At 61.8% G+C, this 4,965-nt stretch carries 4 protein-coding genes; 1 reads left to right on the forward strand and 3 read right to left on the reverse strand.

The window, feature by feature from the left end; all coding sequences use genetic code 11:
* Window positions 1–128 precede the first annotated feature (128 nt).
* The 3 genes from M5B99_RS29220 to M5B99_RS29230 all read right to left on the reverse strand — a co-directional run bounded on the left by M5B99_RS29220 (window position 129) and on the right by M5B99_RS29230 (window position 3,669).
* Window positions 129–2,006 (reverse strand): MFS transporter, encoded by a 1,878-nt coding sequence (locus M5B99_RS29220; RefSeq protein WP_248807399.1) that lies wholly within the window; start codon window positions 2,004–2,006, stop codon window positions 129–131.
* 91 nt (window positions 2,007–2,097) lie between these two features.
* Complete coding sequence (locus M5B99_RS29225; protein WP_248807400.1) at window positions 2,098–3,252, reverse strand: TDT family transporter; 1,155 nt, start codon at window positions 3,250–3,252, stop codon at window positions 2,098–2,100.
* A 105-nt stretch (window positions 3,253–3,357) separates the two neighbouring features.
* Entirely contained in the window at window positions 3,358–3,669 is a 312-nt protein-coding gene (locus tag M5B99_RS29230) for a cupin domain-containing protein (RefSeq protein ID WP_248807401.1), read from the reverse strand.
* A 175-nt stretch (window positions 3,670–3,844) separates the two neighbouring features.
* Here M5B99_RS29230 and M5B99_RS29235 point away from each other — a divergent pair, with 175 nt between their 5' ends.
* Complete coding sequence (locus M5B99_RS29235) at window positions 3,845–4,807, forward strand: GlxA family transcriptional regulator (RefSeq protein WP_248807402.1); 963 nt, start codon at window positions 3,845–3,847, stop codon at window positions 4,805–4,807.
* The last annotated feature ends 158 nt before the right edge of the window (window positions 4,808–4,965 follow it).

The raw sequence follows: 4,965 nt of genomic DNA on the forward strand, positions 1-4,965 counted from the left end.
CGGGCAAGCTCCGCTCCCACATGGGATATCCAGTCGTAAGCAAACTCTCGGCTCGACACACCATTGTGGGAGCAGGATTCATCCGCGAAGAGGCCCGCAAAGCCACCAAAAGCGCCACTCCCACACACCTATCTGCGCACCCGCCCCCGCAGTTGCAACACCTGTTCGCGCAGTTGCGCCGGCACCGCCACCTCCGCCCCCACCGGCGTCCCCGCCACCAGGGTCACCCGCGACCACAAGCGCCGGAACAAGCCCTTGGCCGGGTCACGGCTGAAGAAACTCCCCCACAAACCTTGCAACGCCAGCGGAATCACCGGCACCGGGGTCTCCTCCAGCACGCGGGTCATGCCCCCCTTGAACTCGTTGATCTCACCATCGGTGGTCAGCTTGCCCTCAGGGAAAATACACACCAACTCCCCCTCCTTCAGGAACTCGGCGATCTTCCGGAACGCACGCTCGTAGATCTCCAGGTCTTCACCGCGCCCGGCAATCGGGATGGCCCCGGCCGTGCGGAAGATGAAGTTGAGCACCGGTAAACGGTAGATCTTGTAATACATCACGAAGCGAATCGGCCGCCGTATCGCGCCACCGATCAGCAAGGCATCGACAAACGACACATGGTTGCAGACCAGCAAGGCCGCCCCCTCATCGGGAATCAGCTCCAGGTTACGGTGCTCGACACGGTACATGGAATGGCTGAGCAGCCAGATCATGAAGCGCATGCTGAACTCGGGCACGATCTTGAAGATATAGGCGTTGACCGCGATGTTCATCAGCGACACCACCAGGAACAACTCCGGAATCGACAGCTTCGCCACGCTCAGCAGCAGGATCGAGACAATCGCCGAAACCACCATGAACAACGCATTGAGGATATTGTTGGCGGCAATCACCCGGGCCCGCTCGTTCTCGGCGGTGCGCGACTGGATCAGGGCATACAGCGGCACGATGTAGAAACCACCGAAGACGCCCAGCCCGAGGATATCCACCAGCACCCACCAGGCCTGGTGATAACCGAGGATCGCCAGCCAGTCGTTGGCCTGCACGTTCTGCGGCAGGTTGCCGGAATGCCACCACAACAACAGGCCGAACAGCGTCAGGCCGAACGAGCCGAAAGGCACCAGGCCGATTTCCACCTTGCGCCCCGACAACCGCTCGCAAAGCATGGAACCGGCGGCAATACCCACGGAAAACACCGTGAGGATCAGCGTCACCACGGTTTCATCGCCGTACAGCCACTCCTTGGCGTAAGCCGGAATCTGCGTCAGGTAGATCGCTCCGACAAACCAGAACCAGGAGTTGCCGACAATCGAGCGCGACACCGCTGGCGTCTGCCCCAGGCCCAGGCGCAAGGTGGCCCAGGACTGGCTGAAGATATTCCAGTTCAGCCGCAACTGCGGGCTCGCCGCCGCCGCCCGCGGAATGCTGCGGCTGGCCAGGTAACCGAGCACCGCCACCAGCACAATGGCGCTGGAGACGATGGGCGCGTAGTGCGCCGAGGACATCATCACCCCGGCACCGATGGTCCCCGCCAGGATCGCCAGGAAAGTGCCCATTTCCACCAGGCCATTGCCGCCCACCAGTTCGTCTTCCCGCAGAGCCTGGGGCAGAATCGAGTATTTGACCGGGCCGAACAGCGCCGAGTGGGTGCCCATGGCGAACAACGTCACCAGCATCAACGACAGGTGATCGAAGACAAAGCCCACGGCACCGACCGCCATGATGACGATTTCCCCCAGTTTGATCAGCCGAATCAGCGCGTCCTTGGCGAATTTTTCGCCGAACTGGCCGGCCAGGGCCGAGAACAGGAAGAACGGCAGGATGAACAGCAAGGCACAGAGGTTGACCCAGATGCCGCGATCACCCGTGAGAGCGAGCTTGTAGAGGATGGCGAGGATCAACGATTGCTTGAACAGATTGTCGTTGAAAGCACCGAGGGACTGCGTGACGAAGAACGGCAGGAAACGCCGCGTACGCAGCAGACTGAACTGTGAGGGGTGACTCATCTTCCCTGTACCTGAGTGGCGCCGAGAGCGGCTTTCTTGTTGGAAGGCGGATCACCACCCCCGGGCCACAACCTTACCTAATATCAGGCAACTATTTCGCTATTCCTGCCAGGCAAGGTGAAACAAAAAGCTCACCTTTATAGGCCCCGCGCAGGGTCCGCGAGCCGACAATCAGCCAGAGCAGCGCCAGCAACACCACCAGCACCAGACCAAAGCCGCTGAAAAAACCCAGGTGCAAGGTGCTGCCCAACTTCAAGGTCGCCAGGGCGTAGACCCCCAACGGGAAGGTGAAGCCCCACCAACCGAGGTTGAACGGGATGCCGCGGCGCAGGTAACGCAGGGTGATCAGCACCGCCATCAGCATCCACCACAGACCCAAGCCCCAGAGAATGATCCCGGCGATCAGGCCCATCCCGCTGGCGATGTCACCGATGCCGGCGAAACCGTTGGTGGCGAAAATCGCCGGCGAGTCCGCGCCCAGCAACAGCATGCCCAGGGCTCCAGTCCCGATCGGGCCCAGCGCCAGCCAACTCGAGGCCGCCATGTTTTCATGGGGCAGCTTGTGCAAGGCCATGCGCAACAGCAGGATCACCAGGATGCTGAACGCCACCGGCACCGAAAACGCCCAGAGCACATAGCTGGTGATCAACACGTTGAACTGCATGTGCGTATCGAGCAGGTGCGGCGCCAGCAGGCCACCGCTGGCCGCCGCCACTTCCGCGGCCACCACCGGCAACAGCCAGACCGCGGTCATCTGGTCGATGCTGTGCTCCTGGCGGGTGAACATCAGGTAGGGAATCAGCACGCCGCAGGCCAGGGACATCGCCACGTCGATCCACCACAGCACTTCAGCGACCTGCACCGCGCTGGCCCCCCAATGCGGTACGCCGAATACCAGGAAACCGTTGATGATGGTCGCCAGCCCCATGGGAATGGTACCGAAGAACATCGAGACCGTGGAGTGCCCGAAAATCCGCCGCGCCTCATGGAAGAACAGCACCCAACGCGCGCCGTAGAGCAGGCTGAACACCGCGAACAGCAGGATATTGAACAACCACAGGCCTTCGGCGAAGACTCGCTGGCCCGGGACTTCGATCGGCAACTGCGCCAGGGCCAGCGCCAGGACACCGGTGCCCATGGTGGCGGCGAACCAGTTGGGGGTGAACTGGCGAATGACTTCGCGGGGGTGCTGCAGGTGGCCTAATGGCCGGATTCCGAAGTTGACGCTATTGGGGCACGTTTGCATGACTGACTCCTGTCCTCAAGTGAGGTTGCAGCCATCATAGAACCGGATAGAATATCCATATAACGGGTAATTTCTCTAACAGTTATCTATTTTATAGATAAGCGATCAAAGACTGCCCTCGGCCTCGATCACCAATACCCGCGCCGTGCCCAAAGGTTCGGCCAGGTGCTCACAGCCGATTTCGGCGTAAAAGATATCGCCGGCTTCCAGTACCACGGCCTGCTCGATTCCGTCCTTGCGATAACGCATGCGGACACTGCCATCCAGCACCACAAACACCTCCTGCCCGTCGTTGACGTGCCAGACATAGGGTTGGTCGGTCCAGTGCAGGCGGGTGCTGATGCCGTTCATGCTGGCGATATCCAGCGCCGCCCAGGGGCGGCTGCCGGTGAAGTCGCGACTGCGAATAATCGTCATGGGCGTTGCCGCGCCTGTGGCTTGGATGCCGGGATGGAAGAACGGGGCATGGGCGGGCGTCCTGGGTGAGTATTTTCGAGGACTCATGATTACGCGTGACCCACAGATTAATAAGTGGCCCGAAAGACAATATTCGATAAGATCAGGCCAAATCGCTGCCCCGAGCCCATAGCCGATGACCCCGATCGACATTGCCGTAATCGCCTTCAACGACATCAGCCCTTTTCATTTATCCGTGCCCACGCTGGTGTTCGATGAGCTGCGCGAAGGCATCGAGATGCCGCGCTTTTCCCTCAAGGTTTGCGGCTTCGAGCCAGGCCCACTGAGGACCTCGGCGGGATTCGATATCCAGGTTCATCATGGGCTTGAGGTACTGAGCCAGGCCGACGTGATCATCATGCCGTCCTGGCGCGACACCGAGGAGCGGCCGCCCGAACCGTTGCTGGAGGCCTTGCGCCAGGCACACCGCAAAGGCACGCGAATCGTCGGCCTGTGCCTGGGGGCCTTTGTCCTTGCCGAAGCCGGGTTGCTCGACGGACGCAAGGCCACCACCCATTGGAATTGGGCCGCGACCTTCGCCCGCAAATACCCCGGGGTGCTGCTGGATGCCGACGTGCTGTATGCCGAGTCCGGCCATTTGCTGACCTCGGCCGGCACCGCCGCCGGCCTGGATTGCTGCCTGTACCTGATGCAGCAACTGTGCGGGGCCGAGGTGACGTACAAAGTGGCCCGGCGCCTGGTGGTCGCCCCCCATCGTTCGGGTGGCCAGGCACAGTATATCGAGCGGCCGCTGCCCATGGCCGGCGAGCAGGATCGCATGGGGCAACTGCTGCAATGGCTCGGGCGAAACTTCGCCCGGAGCCACTCCCTGGATGAACTGGCGGACCGGGCGGCGATGAGTCGCCGCTCATTGACCCGACACTTCAAGCAACTGACCGGGACCACCGTTGGCCAGTGGCTGCTGGGGCAACGTTTGAGCCATGCCCAGCGCCTGCTGGAAAGCAGCGCCCAGAGTATCGAAGCCATTGCCCTGGAGGCGGGGTTCGGCACTGCCCTGTCGTTGCGCCAGCACTTTCACGCCTCGCTGCGGATTTCCCCGTCGGCTTATCGGGCGCAGTTTATCGGGCACCAACCCTGAGGCCGCTCAGTTGCAGAGCCTGGTGCCACAGGGTCCGTGCGGGAGCAGGATTTACCGGGACGCCGGACCGCCGCGAAGAGGCCCGCAAGGCTGCTAAAAGCTTCGCGGGCAAGCTCCGCTCCCACACGATAGAGATTCAGCGCACGCAAACTCTCGAC

Source organism: Pseudomonas sp. MWU13-2100 (genome assembly GCF_023242365.1).
Classification (GTDB): domain Bacteria; phylum Pseudomonadota; class Gammaproteobacteria; order Pseudomonadales; family Pseudomonadaceae; genus Aquipseudomonas.